The 1,163-nt window shown below is 48.0% G+C and carries 1 protein-coding gene; it reads left to right on the top strand.

The window, feature by feature from the left end:
- On the top strand, nt 1-1,131 hold a 1,131-nt coding region (gene tuf, locus EYQ95_RS26185), incomplete at its 5' end, for an elongation factor Tu (protein WP_132332164.1).
- Between the last annotated feature and the right edge of the window lie 32 nt (nt 1,132-1,163).

The raw sequence follows: 1,163 nt of genomic DNA, 5'->3' as shown, positions 1-1,163 counted from the left end.
GGTCACGTTGACCACGGTAAAACTACTCTAACCGCTGCAATCACAACGGTTTTGGCAAAAACTTATGGTGGTGCTGCAAAAGACTTCGCAGCAATCGATAACGCACCAGAAGAGCGTGAGCGTGGTATCACGATTTCAACGTCACACGTTGAATACGATACGCCAACACGTCACTACGCGCACGTAGACTGCCCAGGTCACGCTGACTATGTTAAGAACATGATCACGGGTGCGGCGCAGATGGACGGCGCAATTTTGGTTGTAGCGTCTACTGACGGCCCAATGCCACAAACACGTGAGCACATCTTGTTGTCACGTCAGGTAGGTGTACCTTACATCGTAGTATTCATGAACAAATGTGACATGGTAGACGATGAAGAGTTGTTGGAATTGGTAGAAATGGAAGTACGTGAATTGCTTTCAGAATACGAATTCCCTGGTGATGACTTGCCAGTAATCCAAGGTTCAGCGTTGAAAGCGTTGGAAGGCGACGAAGCTTGGGAGAAGAAGATTGTAGAGCTAGCAGAAGCTTTAGATTCATACATCCCAGAGCCAGAGCGTGACATCGACAAGCCGTTCTTGATGCCGATTGAAGATGTATTCTCAATTTCAGGTCGTGGTACGGTAGTAACAGGTCGTGTAGAGCGCGGTATCGTAAACACTGGTGACGAAGTAGAAATCGTAGGTATCAAAGACACTACGAAGACTACAGTAACGGGTGTAGAGATGTTCCGTAAGCTTCTAGACGAAGGTCGTGCAGGTGAGAACATCGGTGCGTTGCTACGTGGTACGAAGCGTGAAGAGATTCAACGTGGTCAAGTATTGGCGAAGCCAGGCACAATTACTCCGCACACTAAATTTGAAGCGGAAGTATACGTACTGAGCAAAGAAGAAGGTGGACGTCACACTCCATTCTTCAAAGGCTACCGTCCACAGTTCTACTTCCGTACAACGGACGTAACAGGTGCGGTACAGTTGCCAGAAGGCGTAGAGATGGTCATGCCAGGTGACAACGTTAAATTCGTTGTAGACTTGATTGCGCCAATCGCGATGGACGAAGGTTTACGCTTTGCAATCCGTGAAGGTGGCCGTACAGTAGGTGCTGGCGTAGTATCTAAGATTGTAGACTAATCTAGAGCTAGCAAGCTGAATTGAAAAGCCCG

Source organism: Lysobacter sp. N42 (assembly GCF_004344885.1).
The sequence above is the reverse complement of the archived record's forward strand: the minus strand, read 5'-3'. Positions and strand labels throughout refer to the sequence as shown.